This is a genomic window from Occallatibacter sp. (assembly GCF_049582745.1).
GTDB lineage: Bacteria > Acidobacteriota > Terriglobia > Terriglobales > Acidobacteriaceae > Telmatobacter.
This window is the reverse complement of sequence record NZ_JBAUUO010000021.1, coordinates 1-21,351: the sequence shown is the minus strand read 5'-3', so window position 1 is coordinate 21,351 and position 21,351 is coordinate 1. Positions and strand designations below refer to the sequence as shown.

Sequence of the window (21,351 nt, the reverse complement as noted above, 5' to 3'; positions counted from 1 at the left end):
GATTCCCGCCGGTCCCGCTGCTGGACTAGGCCGCTCCTTGAGTTCCGCCGGCAGACAGAACAAGTGACATCACTGCGTCCTGGGCCGCATGTTTCGATGGTGTGATCGCCTGGGTGTAGACGTCTAGCGTCGATCGCATTGAAGAATGTCGCAACAGTTCCTGCATCACTTTGAATTCTGTCCCCACACTCCTAAGGAGCGTCGAATACGTGTGCCGAAATGTGTGCCACCCGAAGCGCTTTTGGATACCTAGCTCTTGGGCCCGCGGAAGGATGAATTTTCTCAAGATCGCCTGACCCCAGAACGGCTTTCGACCGCGGTGGCGTTTGCTTGCAAAAACCCAATCGTCAGGTTTGCGGTAGTGCTGCTGTTCTTTCCATTTCAGAAGTGTTTCTATCAGGAGCGGATGAACCGGAACTGGCTTTTGTGACGATTCGGTTTTGCAAGGACCAACAACTCCGCAGACAATCGACCGCGTTACGTGGATCAACCTATCGGAAAAGTTGATGTCGCGCCACTTTAGGCCGAACAGTTCGCTCTGTCGTAATCCAGTCGACGCAGCGAGCAAAACCAATGTCCGTTCTCTGATTGCCAAGCCGTCTATTAGGGTCTTGATTTCATCGGGAGTGAGTATATTTGGGGCGGCTTTGCGCTTCGCTCCCTGACGCACGAGACGAATTGGATTGTGATCGAAGAACTCATATCGGCAAGCATGATTAAATAGCACGGACATCACGCCCCGGATCTTCGCGCAACTGCCCTTCGCCAGCGGTAACCGGCGGAGCCAGGATTCAAACTCGATCGTCCGCACGTCACGAAGTTCGAGTTTTCCCCAATTCGGCAAGATCCATCGGCGCAGGTAGACCGCATAGCACATCTTCGTGGAATAGCTCCGCCAAGTGTTGCTTCGGGCCAATTCACGTTGCTCAAAATGGCTGCAGAGTTGAGCGACGGTCATCGTGATGGAAGTTGATCGCAGGTTTGCCCAGTTGACCTCGGTGATCAGGCTGGCAACCGCATTCCGTGCGGCGTCCTGATTGGGCAACTCCTTAATCGTCCCAATGACCCTCTTGCGATATATGCGCTTCCCGTTGGGGCCTTTTTCTGACCAACGGAACTGCCAAACGTCGGGACCTTCGAGGCGAGACTTGGTAGTGAGACTGCCATGTTGCATTGTCATCCTCCTGCCCGCAGCGGCGGGGCAGGGAAGATGTTCTCCGATTCGCGTCACAGTTGGCACCTTTTGGCTGGCGACCGAGGAGTCGCGGAGAATTCAATTCCCGGAATTCTGAAAGTGAATTACCTTGCGGTGGCAGTGTTGTTGCGAGCAAAGAGGCTACCTTCAACGACTCCTAAATAGACAGAAGCTGCTGTTGCCTTGAGGCACTGGATCGGCCGGATCGCTTAGTGATTGCGCTCTTCGGCAATCGCGGAACAGCCTGGACGCCGGCCCAAAGCGTGGCGATTGTTTGCTCGACCACGAGAGTCTGGTCAGGCAAGTCAGGCACAACCCCTTGGATGACCATGAGTGTGGCGAGGCCAAAGATCGTAAACCACCAGGTGTGAGCTACAACCATGTCGTTCTTATTTGGCAATCCCTCATCCCTGGCAACCTCGAAAAAGAGCTGCACGAATCGTCCAAACAACGGCGCTCCAATATCGTTGATATATTGTCCCGCGCGGACGCCGTCGCGGTTCTCAGGCCCGAAGAAGACGTTACGAAACTGTTGTGGATGGGCAACGCAGAATTGAATCAAGCCGCGTGAAGTCGCAAACAGACGTTCTTTCGGTGAAAGATGTTTAGCGGCAATCGCGTCGAAGTTCTGAACCATCAGCGCGATCGTCTCGCGGCTTAACTCGGCAAGGATGTGCCATTTGTCGGGGAAATGCTGATAGATCACAGCGTGCGTATAACCGATCTCTCTAGCGATCTCGCGAAGCGTCACGGCTTCATAACCGCGATCGGCAAACATTTTGCTGGCAGCCGCAAGAATTTCGCCCCGCAACCTCTCCTTGCGCTCTACCCGTCGACTTGGTGATGTGGATGTCACTTCCATAGCTTAGCTCCTCTTAGCGATTGGTGTCACCGACTGTTAATTTATAACCATCGGTGAAAAACCATCGATTAATTTGCAACCGATGGTTATTATGAGCCTCTAATGGTCAGGTCGCTCATTTGAATGGGCGGCCGAATACGAGGTAAAAGGAGAAAACGAGCATGTATTTAGTCATGGGCATTACTGGAAAAGTTGGGGGCGCCACCGCGCGGCATCTGCTGAAGCAAGGCAAACAGGTGCGAGCACTTGTGCGCGATCGCGAGAAAGCGGCGAAGTGGGCAGACCAGGGCGTGGCGTTGGTGGATGGAGACTGGAACGATGCGACAGCCATAGCTACGGCGCTCAAAGGTGTTGAAGGCGCGTTCGTCATGTTGCCGTCTGTATGGGCACCCTCGCCTGACTACGGAGAAGCAAGGGGCGTGATTGCGAACTATGTCGAGGCGCTGACAAGGGTAGTTCCCCCGCGGGTGGTAGCGCTCTCGTCGATGGGCGCGCATAGAACAAGCGGGGTGGGGATGATCACGGCCTTATCACTCTTGGAGCAAGGTTTTCGCAGCCTGCCATCTCCGATCGCGTTTGTGCGCGCAGGCGGCTTCTTCGAGAACTTTCTTTTCGGCTTACAGGCTGCCCAAGGCGGAACCTTGCCGGTTTTCTACAATCCCACAAACCGGAAATCGACCATGGTCGCGTCAGACGACATCGGCGCAGAGGTGGCAACGCTTCTAACCGGGCCGGCGTGGTCAGGGAACCGCATCATCGAACTGGGTTCGATGGTAAGCGCGGATGAAGTGGCCGAACAATTGGGTGAAGTCCTGAAACTCAACGTAAAAGCCTTTGCAGTCCCGCGTGCAGGGTGGGCCGAAGCGTTCGAGCAGTTCGGCATCCCGAAGGGCCACACTGGACCTGCCGAAGAAATGTTTGAGGGCATTAACGCGGGATGGATGGGCCTCGGAGTCGCGAGTACGGAACACGTAGCGGGTACGACCTCCGCACGTGATGTGTTTGCGGCTGCACAGAACGCCGTCAAGGCGTAAATCCGGGGCAAGCTGAATCAGCCTGGTTCCTTGGGAACTGCAGCGCCGACGTCAGGAAAGATCGAGGTCAAACATGAAAGTTCTTGTTTTGGCGGCCAACGGACGGATCCGGGCGGTTGAACGTCCGGTTTCGCCGTGGCGAAGGCCATTCCATCCCGACCATGCAGCGCGTTGCGTACAGAGCCGACCTATTACAGAACGATTCAACCACTTAAATCGAAAGAAGAGGATCACTTTTAATATGAAGACTGAACACACAAGTGAAAAACCCGCGTGGGCAGGTCGAGCAACTCAAATAGCCGCGATGGCACTTACCGGCCTTGTAGCCATCATCTGGGTGTACTTCGGAAGGTTATATCTAATTCACGATCCCGGCGAATGGAGGATCGCCAATCAGTTGCTCGGATACCCGCTCTATATCATCCCGCTGATTGGCGTGACCCACATCCTTGGTGGCGTGGGCCTTCTCATTCCCAATGTGCCTCGATTGACTGAGTGGATTTACGCTGGCCTCTCGATCGATCTCTTACTCGCGTTTTATTCACAACTGAATGGCGGTGGCAGTTCCTGGGATAAATTCGATCCGATCCTCGTCATGGCGTTCGTCTTTGCTTCGTATGTATTAAGACGCTGCGTGCGCGAAAACAGATGGTCGATATGAAGAACACGCCCGGCGGGCAGTTTCGAATTTTTCAGGCACAGATCAGCAGGATTCTTTAAACCGGGTGGCCAATCAAGCTGCAGCGTTGAATTGCCGTCTTCCGTGACCGCTGTAGCGGTGCAGGACAACTGATTACCTACATGAACATGCAATGGCATTTGCGAAGTGAACAGTCGCCATGCAAAAGAGCAGTCGGAAGAACACTGCTTTGCGGCGGCGGTTTTCAACCGATTAAGCCTATGAGATCGGAAAATAACTGACCTCCGAGGAGATTCTTTGCTGAGTCAGTCTTGACTGACTGCTTTGTTCGAAATCGCAAAGCCGATTTCGTAACTGTTCATTCCTGGCTAAGAGTTCGCAAATGATCTCACTCTGTCTCTCGATCCTCGCGATTAGCTCGCTTGCCAAAGTCTCAGAATCCGATCGATATGTCATAAGTTTCTCCTCTAAGGTGTGCAGCCCACCGCTTTATGAGCAACCATTCACAACTTGCGCGATGAAGACCCAAGGCGTTCACTTAGCGCACCGTAGCTGAAGAGGGCCATAACTACGGAATGCGGTGTAGAAGCTGGCTCATACCGTGCACAGGATGAACCAGCGTTCTTACTGTCGCCGAGGCAGGATCCGAACTGACATGGAGCTCCGGGTCGGGCCCATACACGTCACTATCGCTGTCGCGCTCAACTCGCTCTTGCTGCCGAGGCTCTCCGGCTAGTCGAGGCACTTCGTTACTGCCGCCGCCAGCTCGATGGCACGCGGATCGATCAAGTTGGCCGACCAGAGATTCGAAACGTAGCCAAAGCCGACACGGGCCTCGGGATCGGCAGCCCCCAGCGACCCGCCACTGCCCGGGTGACCAAATGAGGCTGGGCCGAGCATGGGCATCACGGGCGGGCTAGAGCGCCAAAAGCCGACCGACATGTTGAACATGTTCCTCGTGGCAGGCTCCAACTCCGGTGGAACGCCGTGCATGCGAGAGCGGTTGGTCTGAAGCACCGTCATCGCTGCCACCGTTTCGGGCTGGAGGAGACGGATGCCGTCGACTTCGCTCACCATCGCGGCGTACATGCGGGCGATGGAGTGAGCATTGGCGAACATATTCCCGCCGGGAAACTCTGCCGCCCGAAAGGCCCGCCGCGCCGTGCTCTCCTCAGTGATGATCCCGCCTAGCGTCCCGGCTTTGATGAGTATCGAATCCGGTCCCCAAAGGGTCTGTACCAAGGCCCCCGCCACCGCAGGGTCCAAACCCATGAGCCCGCCGAAGTCAGTCGCCAAGTCTTCGACGGAGTTGTAAGGGAAGGGAGCCTGCTCGAGCCGGGCAACTCGCGTCTCGATCTCTTCGGGTAGACTGATCCATGCGGACAGCCCGAGAGGGCCGGCGATTTCGTCGGCGAAGAAGGTACCCAAGGACCGACCCGTAATGCGCCTGACGACCTCTCCAACTAGAAAGCCGAAAGTCAACGCGTGGTAGAGGTGTTCGGTCCCGGGCGTCCACAGCGGCTTCTGCACTTCCAATGCACGAATAACCGGATCCCAGGCGCACGCCTCCTCGAACGTCAGCGGCGAGTCGACTACCGGCAGACCGGCTTGGTGGGAGAGCAAATATCGGACCGGAATTTCCTCCTTGCCCGCCGCGCCGAACTCCGGCCAGTACCGGGTGACGGGAGCATCGAGATCAAGCTCGCCACGCTCGACGAGGAGGTGTGCGCACATTGCGGTCGCCCCCTTCGTGGTCGACGCGACAGCGACGACCGTTTCCCGTTCCCACGGGCGATTGCTCTCTCGTTCGGCCACACCACCCCACACATCGACCACAGCACGTCCGTCGACGTAGACGCAGCATCCAGCACCTAGATCCTTTCCTTCTTTGAAGTTGGCGCGGAAGGTGTCCGCCACTTGCTCCCAACCATTCTCGACCACGCCATTGACATCACTCATTGCTAGTTCATCCTCCTGTTTGTGTCCGTTTTCTCTGGATTACAGTTAGTTGTTCGCGACGCGATCGATAGCGTTGGTCAGCCGTTCCCGCTCTCGACCGATCCATTCACCCTGGGTGTAATTCCGAAGAAACGCCTCGGCGAACTCCACAGGGTTCTCCCCGACCACCGCGCGGACTGGAATTCCGTTCGCCGCGCTCTGCTCGAAGAGATCGGCAAGATCCTCCAGCATTGGCAGCAGGCTGTCTCCCTTCCCCGGCCCAAAAAACAGCATGTACCGCTCCAACGCATCGATCGCCGTGTGATAGTTCGCGGGAAGCTGTTCCGTACGTGCCTTGTACTGCCGGTAGCGCCTCTTTTGCTCGAGCCAGACTATTGCCATGTTTAAATTCCTCCTTTGCGGAGCTGTTCGAGCCGTTCTGTTAGGAAGCTCCAGGTCCTCCAGAACTCTTCAAGTTGTTCCTGTCCCTGAGCATTGAGGGAATACACTTTGCGTGGGGGCCCTTTCTCGGACGGGATCTTCTTCACGTCGACGAGACCGCGCTGCTCGATCCTGACAAGCAACGCGTAGACGGTGCCCTCAGCGATGTCTGAGAAGCCCTGACCCCGCAGCCAAGCTGTGATCTCGTAGCCGTATGCGGCTCGGCCGGACAGGGTCGCGAGCACGATGCCCTCCAGCGTGCCCTTAAGGATCTCCGTTTCTTGTTTGCCCATGGAACACCCCTTCAGCTACTCAGCAATACTTACTACTGGTAGATAGTAACACTAAGTAGCTGGCTTGCGGAAGACGAGACTGAGCACACCGGTGGGCAGAAAGAAGGAACGCCGCGCGGAGGCCCAGTTTAGGTGACCGGCGCGAGGCGCCGGCCGCAATGACGCAGCGGACATCGTGACGCCGGCGTCAAAAGAAATCGCCTGCCTCTCAGAATCTCCAGCCCAGGTGCACTGTAGGGAAGAAGGTATAGTTGCTCTGCTTAAAGCGATGGCCCGAGATCACTTCATCCTGTGAGTTAAACTGATAAACCACTGCACACCAAGGGCTTATATAGAAATGACGACCGACGTCGAAACGATAACCGAGGCGCGGGCCCAACCTGAAGTGGTTGCGTTGCAGGTCCTCACCCGTGCTGTCGAACCGGTAATGGTCGCGCGAAAAATCGGCCTCCATGCCAACGAACAAGCCTTTTGCCGGTTTTAGGGGGAAATAGTCGGGTTTCAAAGCGATGCCCTTGGAAGTCTCTGTAAATCCTTCGTTTCCATGCCACGCTTTAGGAGTTTCCAGGCCATAGGCTCCCAACAGCACTTCCGCCTTTCCTTTCCAGATCGGTCGACCGACATGTGCGGAAAAGCCCTTCAGCGCATATGCTGCTGGGTCTGTTTCAACTTCCCACTGTGCACGGGCCATCAGTGGGAACAATAAAAGGGCGCTTAGGTAAATCAACAATTCTCTTTTGCTCATGAGGGGCATCCTATCTGTAGGGAACTGTTTCTCGAATGACCGGAAACGCCAGAAGTACTGACCGAATTCGCCAGGCAACCCCGGCTCACACGACCTCGGTTTCCGTGTTGTCAGTCCGGCCGGTGCTCGCGTATCTGGCGTCTAACAGACAGGACTATGCCGCCATTCTTGAGGAGCACGGCATTTCTCCGGACGTGCTCGACAATCCCGAAGGCCGGGTGCCTCATACCGTCGCGATGCGGCTCTGGGAATCAGCTGAACGCCTGAGCAGGGACCCAGATTTGGGCTTGCATATCGCCGAAGCGATTCAGCCCGGCTCATTCGGCGCCCTCGATTATGCTGCCCGAACCAGCGCGACAATAGGCGAGGGTTTCGCGTGCTTCTTCCGGTATCACCGACTGTTGCACGACCTTCCCGAGGTTGCTCTCGAGTTGAAAGACAGGCGGGCAATTCTAAGTCACTACATCCCCCTACCAGGAACCGCGCCGCGAGTGGTCTCGGAATTCGTCCTGGCGGCGTGGCTGGTCGCGGCTCGCCAGGCTACTGGTGCCGACTGTGTGCCTCTCGAAGTCCGCTTTCCTCACGCGGAACCCGCCAGTACCACTGAGCACCGCCGCATCTTTCGGGCTCCTCTGGTCTTCAGTTTCCGGCGCAGTGAGCTCGTGTTTTCCCGCGAGTGGGTTGACTTGCCGATGCTGAAGGCCGACCCAGTCTTGCGTAACATCATCGAGGATCATGTGCATGCCCTCCTGCGGAGCCTCCCTTCACGAGGAACAACTGCGGATGCTGTACGTGACTTGGTCGCCCGGAATCTCTGTCAAGGGGAACCCACCCTCGAAGCCATCGCTTCACGGCTCCACTTGAGTAGTCGAACCCTGCATCGCTATCTCGTTGAGGACGGGACTTCCTTCCGCGACATCATTCGCGATTTGCGGCGCGAGCTGGCGCTCATGCACCTCGATAACCGAAACCTTGCCATTGGAGAAATCGCATTTCTTCTCGGTTTTTCCGAGCCGAGCGCATTTCACCGTGCGTTCAAACGCTGGACCGGCTGCCCACCGCAAGAACATCGTTTTGCGCGGACGGTATCGACACCGGACACTTAATTGTGGAAGATGCCTTCACTCGGTGTCAGGTAGGTCTGAGCCAGTACAGCAAATTCAGGCACGGGTTTAAGTGGAGGTTCTGCTCGTCCCGCCGCCTTGAGATGGCGGTGAAGAAGAGAAAGGATGAGCAGACGTCTGCGCAAAAGTTCACTCACCGGCATCAGCGTTGACCATTTTTCAGTCAATCTTACGAAGACCATCTGTCGCCGGTGCGTTCATTGAGTGGCGACCGGCTTCAGAAGTCCCTTATCGTCTGCAAAGGCACACCGGACGTTTATCACCAATGATTCTGGGTAAGTTGTGCCGCAGCCATCCTGCTTCGATCACTCAGATTCAGCTCCGCAGCAACCATGGGCCAGCCTTCAACGACACTCTCTAAGGCTGGCCTTCAATTGGAAACTTCCTTCAGGTGGGCTTTAAAGACTCATAGGGACCGTGAAAGGAACTTCCATACGTCACCAAACATCTATCTTCCCAAGAGGGAAGCGAGGCGAATAGGTTTGCCGGCTCCGATCGCTCGCGCCACGTTTTGGAGATATTAGGCAAACTGAAGTGATGAGTCATCCGCGATGTTGTGGATTAGTGTTCGTCGGCGACCACGCTTTACTGCAACGTAGGCCAATGCGTGTTGAAAAGGAAGATTCATGCCCAGAGCCTGAATCGGCTGATGAGAGCCATCGAATGCGCCCCTTCGCTCACCGGGCATAAATGGAATCATACGGCTCCTGTACTTCTTCAGTTCCTCGAAGATCTGAGCCTTCGCCGAGTTTGTCGCAAGCCGCGCAGATCGAAGCCGAACCGGTGCCGCGAAGAATGTCACCCAGTCACACCCAGACTCCGCGGTTGCGTGATTCTCAGCGGTCATACCTGGCGGCAATGCAGGGTCAGAAAAATCCACGGTCTCGGGATCGAGGCCTAGCAGCAAAATCCGCTTCATGAGTTCTCCCTTATTGTCTCGCGTGAAAGTACTTATCAATTTACTTCTTTAGGCTTGGAGTCTTGTAATCAAAAAGACTTTACAACCATCAAATAACGAACAATTAAAACTGAAATCGTCGACAACAGCACATCATACGATCTCGAAATTGGCAAGACGATCTGCATGGCATGTGATGCTAAACAATCTTCTTCCGCATGAATAGGGTCGCTTGCGGATTGTCATTGTAGCGTTCGCAGCGCTGGTATCCTCGCCGTTCATACAGGGCAACGGCAGCCTTCAAATCATCGTAGCTATCGAGGTAGATCCACTCAACGCCTTGGCTGCGCGCGAACTCTTCCTGTACGTCCAGGAGTTTATCCGCAATACGGTTTCCGCGTGCAGCATGCTTCACATAAAGTCGCTTACATTCGCTGGCAAGTGGGATGTTTGCAAGGCTGCGTAAAACCACACACCCCACTGCTTCCTCTCCCCGATAAGCCAGCCACATTCCTGAGCCGGGCTCTTCGATAATTTTCCGAAGACTGCCCGGCTTGTCACGTTGAATGACATGAACCGCATCGTAATACTCCTCGAGGATGGCGAGGGCATCGTCATTTGGGGCCCTCAGACGTTCGATCCGGATCGTTGGAATCTGTTTTCCACCCAGAATCATGCGTACATTTTCGAGCGACGCTATGAGAAGTTGACGGTCAGCAGCGTTTACGTGCGTAAGCATCTCTTCTAACTGTGCCGAAGACTGCTCATTGAGCCGCGCAACCGCGCTTTCGCCCGTCGCAGTGAGCATGAGATGTTTTTCTCTACCATCGGACTTGGAGGAAGCCCGGCGTACGAGCTTTTTCTTTGCCAAGGTAGCCAATAGACGGCTGATGTAGCCTGCATCAAGTTCGAGACTATCCCGCAACCTAGTTGCCGTCATCAGCGGATTGGCATATATCTCGTATAAAATGCGCGATTCGGTGAGTGAGAATCTTGTGTCGAGGTGACGCCTACTGAGAAGACTCAGTCTCGCAGTATAGAAACGGTTGAATTCTCGCACAGCGGAAATCTGTTCGGTGATTTTCGGTTCGAGGCTGCTACCGGTCGCCATAGGTGAGACCAGCTTACAACAACTAGTTGCTTTTGGCAACTAGTTGAGATTTACGGATCCATTATGCAATCCATAAGCCTTGTTCTGAAATTCAGCCGAGAAAGGTCCGACTTTAACCGGTTTGAGGATAATTGATCGGATTCTCTTCAAGATCCCGCACCGAATCCGGCCTCTCAGAAAGCGTAATTTTCGATACTTCGCTATCAACTCTATTGGGAAAGATCTCTTTAATCAGGACTTGTGGGACGGACTCCGTGATGAATACTTCAAGTCTCCGCACCAGTTCGCTTTGCAATCCCATAAGCGATGTGGAACACGCGAAAAGAACCGGCGGGGACAACAATGGTCGAGGAATCTAATACGTGCGCAACGGCTTCAGAGGTACCCAATTTGGGATCGTAGACAATCTGCATTCCTCGAGTACGCGTTCAGTTGCTCGTGGTGCAAATTTGAAGAAAACTGTTGTCCGCCAGCGTTCCTCAGCTGTCCCACTAACAGAATCCGAGAGCTGGATGACTACTTGCTGACGAATCCTAAGATTAGAAACGCTAAAGCTGTCGTGAGGAGTACAACGCGCCAGCGGTGAAGCAGATCCCATCTCCTCCGGTGCGTCTTCCAATTGGCAGGCCGAGTGGAATTTTCCCACGATGCAATCCGGTTGTTGATCGGCACCAGAGCCGTGACCGAATACAAACTCGCCAACATCCACAAAACGGCCGAAGTAGCGAACGAGATCGGTAGGCGGCCAGATTGGTGCCATTGGATTACAACCTCGGCTAAAGTAAGCAAGAATGCAAGAATGTACCAAAACGGCATGAATCTCCCCAGTACACGAGCGAGGGCGCTTGCGGCTGGCAGATGAACATCATCCGGAAGTCTATCGAGCGTTGGATGAACAAACACAGCGATGGCCAGTTCACATCCAACCATCAATCCAGCTACGGTAATTGCAACCACATTCAGGACTTCCATCTTGAATTCCTCCATAAGCGACACCTTGGAATGAGTTGAGGTTTCTTCCTCCGAAGAAAACACACTGCAGCGTCATCGTGGAAAGCGCTGTTCCCCAACGAGCTCTCTCCGCTTTCTCTTCCTATCATTGAAGAGGAGAGCTTGTTGAAGGTATGAGGATTGTCGATTCAACGCCAACGATGTCGGATACATCAAAGTTCCTGATGTCCTCAGCGAATTCTGTGCTTCGCATATACCGCCGAACGACCTCGCCGGGTTCTTCGCCCGCCGCATAGGAGGCTAGCACGAAGAGCCGTGGCTCGACATCCTCCCTGGCGGTCCAGAAGCCGTGGGCCTCAATCCCGAACAGCGGAAAGCTGCTAAGATGACGGGGATAAATCTGCTCCATGTAGAAATCGAGCGCCTCCTTGGTGCGCAGTTTGTACACACGAAGTTCAAAAGTTCGCATTGTCGCCTCCTGTTGCATATGCTTGTGTTGGCAATTCACTGGTCGAGGCATTTCTCTCAAATGGCATGGATCAAGAAGAGGCCGGCGACAAGCATCACCGCGCAGGTCACGCCATGAACAGAGAACGCTGTCGCCTTCTGTCCGCCCGACCCTAGAATGATCGACATATCGCCAAAAGGGATGACGGCTTCGACCAGCAGAACTATGCCTACCAGTCGCCGGTCCGCGGTCAGCATCATGGCCAGGACGACCAACCCGGATGCAACGTCCCGAATTCCTTTAAGACGTAGCCAGGCCCGGGTGTCAGCATCCGAAGCGGGCGGCTTAAGGCCGAATGATCCTGTCATTCGCTCAGGAGAAGCAAGGTAGAAACAACCGATAACAATGATTCCCGCAGCGATCAGGAACGCCAGGGTGAGTGGAATAAGGTTTTGCATGAAAATGTCTCCTGTTTAGAAAATCGTGGAATCCGATCGAACTCGTTATGCAGGTGGAAGAAGCTCCAGTCCGTACCTGGGGGCCACAGCGCGCGCCCGGTCCATCATCTCTTTCGTGTCAGACGGCGGCACCGCGGAATGGTTCGTCGCAGGCTCGAACACCTCCGCAAAATATCCTTCAAGACCGCCTGGAGTGATGATCACCAGAGCCTTCGCCTCGCGGTCGCCCGTGTTCTTGAATGAATGAGCGATTCCCCGGGGAAGAAGAATAAAATCTCCGGCGGATGCAGTAATTGTGTTTCCGCCCACCTGCATGGTCAGGGTGCCTTCGAGCAGGCGGAACGACTCGTCCTCCTGGCGGTGGATGTGCGGCACGGTGCCTCTGCCCGGCGCGACCGAGATCTCTGACACGAAGATCGCGCCACCGCTCTCCTTACTGGTGATGAGAAACGTCATCAACCCACCGGGGCCCCAGTATGCTGTGCCCGTTCCTGTGGGAACGTGCTTTGCCGGGTTTGCATGTGGCGTGCTCGCGGTTGCCTGGGTTCGTAGTGTCATATTCATATCTCCTCGTTAGTAAAACTAGCAACGCTAGATATGATGTGGGGCATTTGCGAAAGATTCGCAGTCCGACACAAAATTCTAGCAGTGCTATAATTTCTATCAGGGAAACAAAATGCCAGCTAACCTAATTTTGGAACGAAAACTGCGTGACAAACAGGCCCGCCGGGCACAGATCATCGGTGCCGCACGGCGAGTTGCGGAGCTTGAAGGGTGGCCCAGCGTAACCGTTCGGCGGCTGTCCGACGAAATTTCATACAGCCAACCCGTTTTGTACGCCCACTTTGGCAGCCGCGAGGGCATTCTCACCGCGGTTGCCATCGAGGGCTTCCGGGAGATTGGCCTGGCTTTGGAGAAGGCTCGGAAACGGGTTAAGCGTGGAAATACGGTCGAATCAGTAGCGGCCGCTTACCTGGAGTTCGCCGCGTCTTCACCTGCGCTCTATGAAGTGATGTTTTCGCTCAACCTCAACGTTCCATTCGGTGCCTCGGCTACTCCTTCAGAATTAAGGTTCGCGTTTTCCCAACTCCTGGAGTTGTTTCCAGGGCAAAGCTCGAAGGCAGAGGTTCTAGCGGAACTGTTTTGGGCGAGCCTCCATGGAGTCGCCGAGTTGAGAAGAACTAAGCGATTTCCGCGCGGCCGTCAGAAGGAGCGCGTGAGGGTACTTGTCGAACTGTTTTCTTTCCCAGGATGATGCGGCACAGGAAATGAAAGCGGGATGACTGAAATATGCGCTATCGTCTTTTCGCCGGCGATGTGAGATGAGTCCTCACAAACGGGCTTGCTTTGAATGTGTTCGCACCGTGCCCACCTCTGAACTCTTTCGCACTTGAATCACGAAGGGCGACTCATGGTGGCATTTCCGACGCAACACCACCCTTGGGGAATTGCGTCGATCCATCAAGATGCTGGATTTAGATGTCAGTAAAGTGCAACGAATGTCGCGCGCACTAGATTCGAAGATCGTCCGGTGAGGAATTCTTGTCTGACGATCTCCGTCAAGCGTGCGTCAGTCGATTCTCCTTGCGTGCGCTTCAAGTGAAGCGCGAAAGAGATGTGCGAATCGAGTCGCACTAGCGCACAATACCTAACAGCATGAGAATTGCCGCCACGGAATCTAGGCCCGCCTGTAGCAGATTCCCTTTGTTCAATTTCATGCGCTCTTCACTTAGCCGAACCCCGTCGCTCTCTTCGAGGGCGGCAATCTTTTTGTAGACAGGGACTTTGAGGATCTTGGCGACAACTCCGGCAACAAACCAGAGGGCAAGGCCTGCAATGATCCACCGATCGCCTAAACCATAGAAGTAGACAAAGGATATGGCTCCCACAAAAGGCGCATTCAGTATGGTGAGCATGAACGGTGATTTCTTCGAGTGATAAACGAGCGAGTCCACAAAACTTTTGAAAGCTGAAGCATTCATGTCATCCATCACCTTACGAAGCACACCTGCGATAAATGCCAGCAGGGCCGCATTCATAGCCACAGAAGCAAAAAGCGAAATTTCAGCAGCGACCTTCATTAGGCTCTCCATATCGATTTGATGATCATGCAGGCGACTAGCCCCTCTTCCTTCCTAGTGGTTTGAAGCTCGCGCATACACTGTTTCCGAGTGCTCGTCTTGATATTCGAGCCCAACCATCTTTGTGAGGAGTGCTCGAAGGATCTGGATCTCCTCAATGTCACCGTCGCCTTCTGAGTAAAAGGCAACGTATCCGTCCGGTCTCACCAGCCTGATCCCCTGTTCCTCTGATTCCTGAATTGTTAGCAGGCCACTTAACGAGTCGGCCGCTGCATGAACTGTTTTCAGAAAGGATGTATGCGCGCTTCTCGAGACGAACAGAAAGAAGCGAGCCTCCGCAAGCTGCCCGTCCCGCATACAGGATTCAAGCACTCGCTTTCCACTGTTGTGGATGATTGAACCGGAGTATGCCAAGCCGAGCCCCGAGAGTCGCTCTACCATCGCGTGCCTAAAGGCCGGAATGTACGACACGATTGGGATAAGTGAATCGCGAAGAAACTGCGCAAGCGCATTGGGAGTTCCGAGCGCTTTCGTTAACCGGTCCGTTGTTTCAATAACATCTTGGATGATCGGCAGGCGTTCCTCTGAGTAGCTTTCCAGAAGGAGTTCGCTTCCATGTCCGCGCAATGCCAACTCCAGTTTCCAGATCAGATTCCAGATATCGTGCAGGCCGGTGTTCATTCCCTGTCCTCCGAAGGGGCTGTGAATGTGCGCGGCATCTCCAGCCAGGAAGACTCGATCTGAGCGCAAGCGAGATGCATGACGATGATGAATTCGAAAGTAGCTGCTCCAGTGGAGTTTGTAGGCCTGGATTCCCTTCGGCGCACGTTCTGCCAGCAGCCGTTGCGTGAATTCCAGGGTTGGAGCGTCCCCTTCAGCTCGATCAACGGTCGCTACAATGCGGCGCCGGGTTGCGCTCATCGGAAAGATGGCAATTGGGCCATGCGTGCTGGAGCAAAGCTGCAATTCATCAGCCGGAAGATCCTGGTTCGTCTCGATGTCGGCAAGCATGAACGGCATGTCATATTCCCCGCCGTCAAGTTTGATGCCGAGCGATTCTCTGACAGAGCTGTGCGCGCCGTCGCACCCCACCACGTACGCGGCCCGAGTCTGTTCCTGCCTGCCATTTCGTTCAATGATCACGCACACACCTTCCACCGATTGCCTCATCGATAGGAATCGCGTGTCATATTCCACTTCCGCGCCTTTACGTCTGAGCGCCTTGGCGAGGAGATCTTCGGTCACGTTCTGGGGGACCATTGAAACGAATGGATATGGAGTCCCTTCCGGCTCGAACCGGACTCGGGCCAGTGCGCGGTTATGTGACATCACAGCCACAGACCGCACCCGATTGGCGACCCTGAGAAACTCAGGACTCAGTCCAGCCATATCAAATATCTCGAGCGTGCGAGGAAAAATTGCTAAGGCTTTGGAGTGCACCGATTGTCCCGAGTTAGCTTCGACAATCCTGCACCGCAGCCCTCGGCGGATACATTCATTCGCAAGAAAGAGCCCGACCGGACCGGCACCTATGACAAGTACATCAAGATCATTTGAATGAGAACGAAGCATGAAATTAACTCCTCTATGAAACTCGTGCCAAAGACCTGAGCGTTCGAATCTCAGATCTGTCTGGGATAGATGAATGCACCCTCCGCTTCAGGCATACCGATGTGTTGTTCGTAAGTGATCAAGACGCACTCCTAAGTGTGGCCGCGAATCCTGAATGCCAATCGGGATATGCTGGATTCCAGCCGAGGACCCTCTTCGCTTTCGTGTTGAGAGCACCACGAGCCTGGGTCATCATATACAAACCACTCTCCCCAACGAAGAACCTGCCAGCCCAAGAGGGCATCCGCATTGGGCGTTTCGCATTGAGGAGTTCGGCTAACCCGGGCAGCCATTCACCGATCGTCGAGGGCCTATCGTCCGTGATGTTGTAGATCCCGCTGGCAGCACTCTCGACCGCGAGCCGCGTTGCCTCCGCCGCGTCATCCACGTGAATGAGCGACCATACACCCGTTCCACCTCCGATCAGTGGGAAGGCTCTTTTTCGTAGAGCTTTACTGATCTCGCCCTCCACGTCGAAAGATGTACCTGGTCCGTAGAAATAGCCGTACCTGAGAACGACTCCGGCCGGGGACTCTTGGGAGAGGACTGTCTTTTCCATCGTCTGGATCGCCCTTTGCGACTGTTTCATTCGGGTAGGGATGTTGCGCTCAAAAGGGGCTTCTTCAGAGTTGGCGGGGGCTTTGGTTTGCTCAAACGGCCAGCCAGCAAAGCTTTGAACCACAATCTTCTTTACACCGCATTGTCTTGACGCTGCGACGAGATGAGATGTTCCTTCTGCTCGCAGCCTGTTGGTCAACGCGAACTCCTGGTCGAAATTCTTGTAATTGCGAACTTTGGAGAGCGCTGTCATCTCATTGACCACAACCTCTGGAGCCGCCGCTGAAACAGCCGACCTCACCGAGTCTCGATCAAGTCCATCCATCAGAATAGGGTCAACTCCCAAGTGTTTCAGGTCGCTCAATTTGCTCTTTGTAGTCGACGTTCCGATCACTGTGTGTCCCCGTTCGAGAAGCTTAGGAATGAGCTTCATTCCCAAGACTCCTGTGGCTCCTGCCAGAAAGATTCGCATTCGGGTACCTCCCTTTGCCAATCCTTGACGAGATTCCCTCCCGTTTTGTGACAGTATCAGTAGCACACGGGCGAATTCTCTTTCGGGATGGATGTCACAAAAATGCCGTATCATACGTCGTCATAGTCATGGACGATTGCGCTTGGCAGGAGGACCGGAACCTTGGCTGACCTTCAAATGAGCAACGACCTTGTAGCAGAGCTTCGTCGAACCACATTCCCTGTGGTTTATCGAATGGTCGGAAGCGTAGCGGAAACGGAAGACCTCATCCAGGAGGGTCTGCTCCGTCTCCAGATGGCCACCGACAAAGGAACCCCAGTTGCAAATACGCATGCATTTTTCGTCTCCGTGACAACTCGCCTCGCAATCGATCATTTAAGGTCTGCTCGCCACAAACGAGAAATCTATACGGGCGAATGGCTTCCCGAGCCGATTGTGGAATCAGGACAAGGAGAGGACGCCCTGGAGCAAATTGAGATGGCAGAAACTCTTTCGATGGCCTTTCTGGTTATGCTCGAAACGCTCTCTCCGCTTGAGAGAGCTGTCTTCCTGCTGCGGCAGGTATTCGATTACGAATACACAGAGATTGCCGACGTTGTCGGAAAATCGGAATCCAACTGCCGGCAGATATTCTCGCGGGCAAAGCGCCACGTTGCTGAACGGAAACCACGATTCGAATCGTCAAAGGACGCCCGGGAGTCGTTAGCCCATCATTTTCTTGAAATCTGCAAGAATGGCACCCTTCAAGATCTAGAATCGATGCTCGCGGCCGACGTGGAGTTCCATGGCGACGGCGGGGGTGTCGCCTCTGCTGTCTTGCACCCTGTAATTGGCGCTGGTGCGGTTGCCCGGCTTATGCATGGAATCTTCGTCAAGGCCAGGCAGTACGACCTGATCTTTTCTGAAGCCACAGTAAACGGCCAGCCAGGACTCCTTGCCAAGACGTCTGCGGGGGAACTGATAAGCGTCATGGCACTGCAGATCGTCGACGGGAAGATCCAGGCGCTCCACTCTGTCATTAACCCCGACAAACTGATGCACCTCGGTACCGTCTCAGATCTGGCTCGATTGCCGAAGCGGCATCAATGAAGCTCTGGTGGATTGCGAACGTTAAGTTGACGAGATCCGGCTGACTCCTGGAAACCGAATGGCTGGAAATAGGCACTCCATAGGGAAGCACCTATAAGAGAAGATTTTCGACCTGATGGATCATCGGACCAAAAGCTCAACATGGCACTGGAGCCCTCGGAAGGTTGATGGGTCCGGTGTCCAGAGATGTTCAGCATCAGAGAGGCGGTTCCAGCACTCGAGCATCGCAATGGCCTCCATTGCGATCTGGGTCAAAACGTCCTCGCCTGGAAACGCGCCTCTGCCGACTTATCTGTGGTCGCGATTGTCCGTTACATGGTCGATTACCTGGTTTGTGCCTCGATAAGATCACTCTTTGCACGTTTGCGATATTCGCGGGTCTTTTGTCTGTTTCCGCAGAGTAACGAAGAACACCAGCGGCGATTACCTGGTTTCGATCTGTCGAAAAAGACCCAATGGCACTCATCCGAGCTGCACATCTTCAGACGATCGAGGCGACCTTGCTCGGCCAATGCATACAGCTCAGCCAGGACTTGCCCAAGACCATTCGCTCCACGTGCCGGTTGCAGCTTTAGTGCTCCTGTCCTGTCGACCGTTACGACAAGAGGATAAGAATCACTCGCTTGATTCAACCATTCTTCCCGCTGTCGCACTGTTGCCCTGGAATCTGAGGGAATTTGGAGAAATGCACGCAGGGTGCGCCGCAGCTCCAGTGCCCGTCGATGATCGGGTAAAGTAACCGACTCGCCTCTTCCGAGCAAGCCTCGTTCGCGCATCCAGTTCTCGAGTTGGGCCGGCTCCTCCAATTCGTCTGAGCGAACGTGTTGCACACCCTTTTCAACATAGGTGCGGAGATCGACGGAATTCAGGAATTCGTAAAGGAGCGCAAGCTCCCCTGGGACCGCGAACTTTTTCGCCAATCGCATCGACACCAGTATAACCGTTATGCTGGTTGACAATAAGCAAACACCGGTAATAGTATTTAGCAAGTGTCGCAAACCAGGCGGCGCGGAACGTCAGACCCTACCCAGAGGACATGACAAATGAGACATTCCCCCATCTCAACGGAAGACATCTCCTACAGGAAATACATATCTGTGTGCGGAACGCAGATGGCCTACGTGGACGTCGGACACGGGGATCCTATCGTTTTTCTCCACGGCAATCCCACGCCTTCCTACTTGTGGCGCAACATCATTCCCTATCTGCTGCCGTTCGGGCGCTGCTTGGCGCCGGACTATGTCGGGATGGGCAATTCGGGAGCGGCGCCGGATGGTGGATACCGGTTCGCAGATCACCAACGTTACCTCGATGCCTGGTTTGAGGCACTTCAGATCAGGAGCAACGTAATCCTGGTCGTACATGATTGGGGCTCGGCGCTGGGGTTTTCGTGGGCACAACGTCATCCAGACAGGGTGAAAGCGATCATCTACATGGAGGCAATCGTCCGCTCGTTCGAGTCATGGGATGAATGGCCTCACTCCACGAGAGCGTTCTTTCAGGCCCAGCGTACTGCTGTCGGAGAAGACCTCATTCTTCAAAAGAACCTGTTCATCGAATACCTCCTTCCACTGCGGAATATCTCCTCGGAAGCGATGGAGGTCTATCGGCGGCACTACCGCGCTCCCGGCCCAACGCGTCAACCGATGCTTTCATGGACGCGCGACCTTCCTATAGCAGGAGAGCCGGAGGATGTGGTTCGGGTCATCGACTCATATGCAGAATGGCTTTCGACCGCGCCAATCCCCAAACTCTTTCTCGACGCCGATCCGGGTGGATTCCTGATCGGCGCACAGCGCGAGTTCTGCCGCTCCTGGCCAAACCAGACTACGGTCGAGGTCAGTGGTTCTCACTTCGTCCAGGAGGACTCCCCCGAAGCGGTTGGCATCGCCTGTGCCAAGTTTGTCGCGAAAGTGCTGGCCGGGCAAATCGGGCCATGAGGATCTATACGGCCCATTCCCGACCGCCTCGAATGCAATGGTCGTCTGTCAGAACCAATAGTGAGGGCTGCTAAACTGCCTGCGGAGAACACAAAGGGATGTTTATCGGTCACTTCGCCGTTGGGCTTGCCGCGAAAAGATACGCTCCTCGCACTTCATTAGCCGTGCTGTTAGCCGCGCCGTTACTTTCCGATCTGCTGTGGCCCCTTTTTCTACTGCTTGGGTGGGAAACCGTGCGGATCGATCCGGGTCGGATGAAGCTAGCGCCTCTGGACTTCGTGAGCTATCCATGGTCCCACAGCCTGCTCATGTGCGCCGTTTGGGCAGCTCTATTCGCCACAATCTATTACTGGATAGCACGATATTGGCCCGGAACGATTGCCATTGTGGTCGGCGTACTGAGCCATTGGCTTCTTGATTGGATAACGCATGGTGCGGATATGCCCTTGTATCCAGGTGGTCCGAAGTTTGGGCTCGGCCTTTGGAACTCTGTGGCCGGAACACTGAGCGTAGAACTCGCCATTTTCGCGATCGGCGTTTGGCTCTATGTTTCGGTCACCAGACCGCGTGACCGCATCGGCCGTTATGCCTTCCTCGCATACATTGCGCTGCTCGTGGCCAGCTATTTGAGAAATACCTTCAGTAGCGAACTACCGCATTCAGTCAAAGCAGAGATCGCGTGGCCAGGTCTCATTGCGGGGATAGTCATGCTGATCTGGGCATGGTGGTTCGATCGCCATCGCGAACCCATTGGGACAGACCTCCCGGCGTGATGCTCAATTGCTATCGGCGAAGTAAGCGCTCCGAAAGCTTGGAACTGTGAAGTCTTAGTGCCGTATTTGGAATACGTAGACCATCGGTCGCCGGTGCGTTCATTGAATGGCGACCGGCTTCAGAAGTCAGTCATCGAACTGTTCGCTCTGTCCAGGCAGGGAAGTGCGAAGGAGGAGTAATGTGCTCGACAATCCGTAATATTCAGTTGCTGATAACGACAATTTTTCGCACCACAGTTACTAGACAGGGCTTCGACAAATAATCTGCAGCACCGCGAGGAGCACCGTCTGCGTACGATGGAAATCACGGTACTCGATGAGACCTGGTCGATGTTGATTCGCCGATGTGCCGGGAGGGGAACTAATCCGCAGTTCGGTCCACATTCCCACGAGCGCATCGGCCTGTTGTCATCAAATGAAGCCAACAGACGAATTGAACCGCAATTGTTGCCACAGGTTGATCAGAACGATGTGCGGGAACGTTTTAGCACCCGGTGCGTATTTAGACTTGAGGTATTACCGGGAGGTATGTTTGAGAGTTTACATTGGCGCGTGTGGCAGATGCTTCATAATTCTCTTTCTAATAACCATTTTTGCAAAGAGTCCTGTTTCGCTCCAGGCAGAGCAGAAGAAAGCCTCCAGCAATGAGCTTGCGTTGATTGGGGCTCGAATTTATCCAGCACCTGATG

23 protein-coding genes are annotated in these 21,351 nt (G+C 54.5%); 7 read left to right on the top strand and 16 right to left on the bottom strand.

Features of this window, described 5'->3' with window-relative positions; all coding sequences use genetic code 11:
* Nucleotides 1–25 precede the first annotated feature (25 nt).
* Together WCA10_RS02945 and WCA10_RS02940 are read right to left on the bottom strand one after the other, a co-directional pair.
* Nucleotides 26–1,174 carry a tyrosine-type recombinase/integrase gene (locus WCA10_RS02945; protein ID WP_472820994.1) on the bottom strand — a complete coding sequence of 383 codons (1,149 nt, stop codon included), beginning with the start codon at nt 1,172–1,174 and terminating at the stop codon, nt 26–28.
* A gap of 178 nt (nt 1,175–1,352) precedes the next feature.
* Nucleotides 1,353–2,057 carry a TetR/AcrR family transcriptional regulator gene (locus WCA10_RS02940; protein ID WP_472820993.1) on the bottom strand — a complete coding sequence of 235 codons (705 nt, stop codon included), beginning with the start codon at nt 2,055–2,057 and terminating at the stop codon, nt 1,353–1,355.
* 161 nt (nt 2,058–2,218) lie between these two features.
* On the opposite strand from WCA10_RS02940, the gene WCA10_RS02935 reads away from it, so the two are divergent.
* Nucleotides 2,219–3,091: an NmrA family NAD(P)-binding protein gene (locus WCA10_RS02935; protein WP_472820992.1), complete on the top strand. Its 873-nt coding sequence runs from the start codon at nt 2,219–2,221 to the stop codon at nt 3,089–3,091.
* A gap of 73 nt (nt 3,092–3,164) precedes the next feature.
* Nucleotides 3,165–3,752, top strand: coding sequence for a DoxX family protein (locus tag WCA10_RS02930; RefSeq protein WP_472820991.1), 588 nt, complete (start codon nt 3,165–3,167; stop codon nt 3,750–3,752).
* 711 nt (nt 3,753–4,463) lie between these two features.
* Here WCA10_RS02930 and WCA10_RS02925 read toward each other — a convergent pair.
* The 4 genes from WCA10_RS02925 to WCA10_RS02910 all read right to left on the bottom strand — a co-directional run bounded on the left by WCA10_RS02925 (nt 4,464) and on the right by WCA10_RS02910 (nt 7,148).
* Nucleotides 4,464–5,690, bottom strand: coding sequence for a serine hydrolase domain-containing protein (locus tag WCA10_RS02925; RefSeq protein WP_472820990.1), 1,227 nt, complete (start codon nt 5,688–5,690; stop codon nt 4,464–4,466).
* A gap of 45 nt (nt 5,691–5,735) precedes the next feature.
* Complete coding sequence (locus WCA10_RS02920; RefSeq protein ID WP_472820989.1) at nt 5,736–6,071, bottom strand: DUF1048 domain-containing protein; 336 nt, start codon at nt 6,069–6,071, stop codon at nt 5,736–5,738.
* 2 nt (nt 6,072–6,073) lie between these two features.
* Nucleotides 6,074–6,403 carry a PadR family transcriptional regulator gene (locus tag WCA10_RS02915; RefSeq protein ID WP_472820988.1) on the bottom strand — a complete coding sequence of 110 codons (330 nt, stop codon included), beginning with the start codon at nt 6,401–6,403 and terminating at the stop codon, nt 6,074–6,076.
* A 208-nt stretch (nt 6,404–6,611) separates the two neighbouring features.
* The gene (locus WCA10_RS02910; RefSeq protein ID WP_472820987.1) at nt 6,612–7,148 is read right to left on the bottom strand and encodes a hypothetical protein; all 537 of its coding nucleotides are present in this window, start codon (nt 7,146–7,148) and stop codon (nt 6,612–6,614) included.
* A gap of 35 nt (nt 7,149–7,183) precedes the next feature.
* Between WCA10_RS02910 and WCA10_RS02905 the strand changes: the two genes are divergently transcribed.
* Nucleotides 7,184–8,254: an AraC family transcriptional regulator gene (locus tag WCA10_RS02905; RefSeq protein ID WP_472820986.1), complete on the top strand. Its 1,071-nt coding sequence runs from the start codon at nt 7,184–7,186 to the stop codon at nt 8,252–8,254.
* A 538-nt stretch (nt 8,255–8,792) separates the two neighbouring features.
* On the opposite strand, the gene WCA10_RS02900 is transcribed toward WCA10_RS02905, so the two are convergent.
* From WCA10_RS02900 to WCA10_RS02875, 6 genes are all read right to left on the bottom strand, one after another.
* The gene (locus WCA10_RS02900) at nt 8,793–9,191 is read right to left on the bottom strand and encodes a hypothetical protein (protein ID WP_472820985.1); all 399 of its coding nucleotides are present in this window, start codon (nt 9,189–9,191) and stop codon (nt 8,793–8,795) included.
* 178 nt (nt 9,192–9,369) lie between these two features.
* Nucleotides 9,370–10,281 carry a GNAT family N-acetyltransferase gene (locus WCA10_RS02895; RefSeq protein ID WP_472820984.1) on the bottom strand — a complete coding sequence of 304 codons (912 nt, stop codon included), beginning with the start codon at nt 10,279–10,281 and terminating at the stop codon, nt 9,370–9,372.
* A gap of 516 nt (nt 10,282–10,797) precedes the next feature.
* Nucleotides 10,798–11,268, bottom strand: a complete 471-nt coding sequence (locus WCA10_RS02890; protein ID WP_472820983.1) for an anthrone oxygenase family protein — start codon at nt 11,266–11,268, stop codon at nt 10,798–10,800.
* A gap of 109 nt (nt 11,269–11,377) precedes the next feature.
* Nucleotides 11,378–11,701: an NIPSNAP family protein gene (locus tag WCA10_RS02885; protein ID WP_472820982.1), complete on the bottom strand. Its 324-nt coding sequence runs from the start codon at nt 11,699–11,701 to the stop codon at nt 11,378–11,380.
* 56 nt (nt 11,702–11,757) lie between these two features.
* Nucleotides 11,758–12,138: a DUF4267 domain-containing protein gene (locus WCA10_RS02880; protein WP_472820981.1), complete on the bottom strand. Its 381-nt coding sequence runs from the start codon at nt 12,136–12,138 to the stop codon at nt 11,758–11,760.
* 45 nt (nt 12,139–12,183) lie between these two features.
* A complete protein-coding gene (locus tag WCA10_RS02875) occupies nt 12,184–12,696 on the bottom strand; it encodes a cupin domain-containing protein (RefSeq protein WP_472820980.1) in 513 nt (170 codons plus the stop codon).
* 118 nt (nt 12,697–12,814) lie between these two features.
* Between WCA10_RS02875 and WCA10_RS02870 the strand changes: the two genes are divergently transcribed.
* A complete protein-coding gene (locus WCA10_RS02870) occupies nt 12,815–13,393 on the top strand; it encodes a TetR/AcrR family transcriptional regulator (protein ID WP_472820979.1) in 579 nt (192 codons plus the stop codon).
* 379 nt (nt 13,394–13,772) lie between these two features.
* Here WCA10_RS02870 and WCA10_RS02865 read toward each other — a convergent pair whose 3' ends face one another.
* The 3 genes from WCA10_RS02865 to WCA10_RS02855 all read right to left on the bottom strand — a co-directional run bounded on the left by WCA10_RS02865 (nt 13,773) and on the right by WCA10_RS02855 (nt 16,860).
* Nucleotides 13,773–14,219 (bottom strand): hypothetical protein, encoded by a 447-nt coding sequence (locus tag WCA10_RS02865; protein WP_472820978.1) that lies wholly within the window; start codon nt 14,217–14,219, stop codon nt 13,773–13,775.
* Nucleotides 14,220–14,273: 54 nt separating this feature from the next.
* Entirely contained in the window at nt 14,274–15,710 is a 1,437-nt protein-coding gene (locus WCA10_RS02860; RefSeq protein ID WP_472821000.1) for an FAD-dependent oxidoreductase, read from the bottom strand.
* 199 nt (nt 15,711–15,909) lie between these two features.
* Complete coding sequence (locus tag WCA10_RS02855) at nt 15,910–16,860, bottom strand: NAD-dependent epimerase/dehydratase family protein (protein ID WP_472820977.1); 951 nt, start codon at nt 16,858–16,860, stop codon at nt 15,910–15,912.
* Between the two features lie 162 nt (nt 16,861–17,022).
* On the opposite strand from WCA10_RS02855, the gene sigJ reads away from it, so the two are divergent.
* Entirely contained in the window at nt 17,023–17,949 is a 927-nt protein-coding gene (gene sigJ, locus WCA10_RS02850) for an RNA polymerase sigma factor SigJ (protein ID WP_472820976.1), read from the top strand.
* 323 nt (nt 17,950–18,272) lie between these two features.
* Here sigJ and WCA10_RS02845 read toward each other — a convergent pair whose 3' ends face one another.
* The gene (locus WCA10_RS02845; RefSeq protein ID WP_472820999.1) at nt 18,273–18,875 is read right to left on the bottom strand and encodes a CGNR zinc finger domain-containing protein; all 603 of its coding nucleotides are present in this window, start codon (nt 18,873–18,875) and stop codon (nt 18,273–18,275) included.
* 117 nt (nt 18,876–18,992) lie between these two features.
* On the opposite strand from WCA10_RS02845, the gene WCA10_RS02840 reads away from it, so the two are divergent.
* Nucleotides 18,993–19,889, top strand: coding sequence for a haloalkane dehalogenase (locus tag WCA10_RS02840; RefSeq protein WP_472820975.1), 897 nt, complete (start codon nt 18,993–18,995; stop codon nt 19,887–19,889).
* A gap of 254 nt (nt 19,890–20,143) precedes the next feature.
* Nucleotides 20,144–20,662, top strand: a complete 519-nt coding sequence (locus tag WCA10_RS02835; RefSeq protein ID WP_472820974.1) for a metal-dependent hydrolase — start codon at nt 20,144–20,146, stop codon at nt 20,660–20,662.
* Nucleotides 20,663–21,351 lie beyond the last annotated feature (689 nt).